Here is a 231-nt window from a genome sequence, read left to right on the forward strand (position 1 = left end):
TCACAGTGCCGACGCCGGTGGATGAGAGCAAGCAGCCGGATCTGTCGCCTTTGCGCCGTGCCAGCCAGGCTATCGGCTCGATCCTGCAGTCAGGCTCCGTGGTTATTTACGAATCCACCGTTTATCCGGGTGCAACCGAAGAGGTCTGCGTGCCCGAGCTGGAAGCGGCGTCCGGTATGACCTTCAACCAGGACTTCTTTGTCGGCTACAGCCCCGAGCGCATCAATCCTG

Annotated in this window: 1 pseudogene; it reads left to right on the plus strand. The window is 60.6% G+C overall.

The annotated features are described in order from the left end of the window. Window positions 1-17: 17 nt before the first annotated feature. Window positions 18-231: pseudogene (locus tag MO867_RS23175) on the plus strand (Vi polysaccharide biosynthesis UDP-N-acetylglucosamine C-6 dehydrogenase TviB); the annotation flags it as partial.

This window comes from Microbulbifer okhotskensis (assembly GCF_023895975.1).
In the GTDB taxonomy this organism is placed as follows: domain Bacteria; phylum Pseudomonadota; class Gammaproteobacteria; order Pseudomonadales; family Cellvibrionaceae; genus Microbulbifer; species Microbulbifer okhotskensis.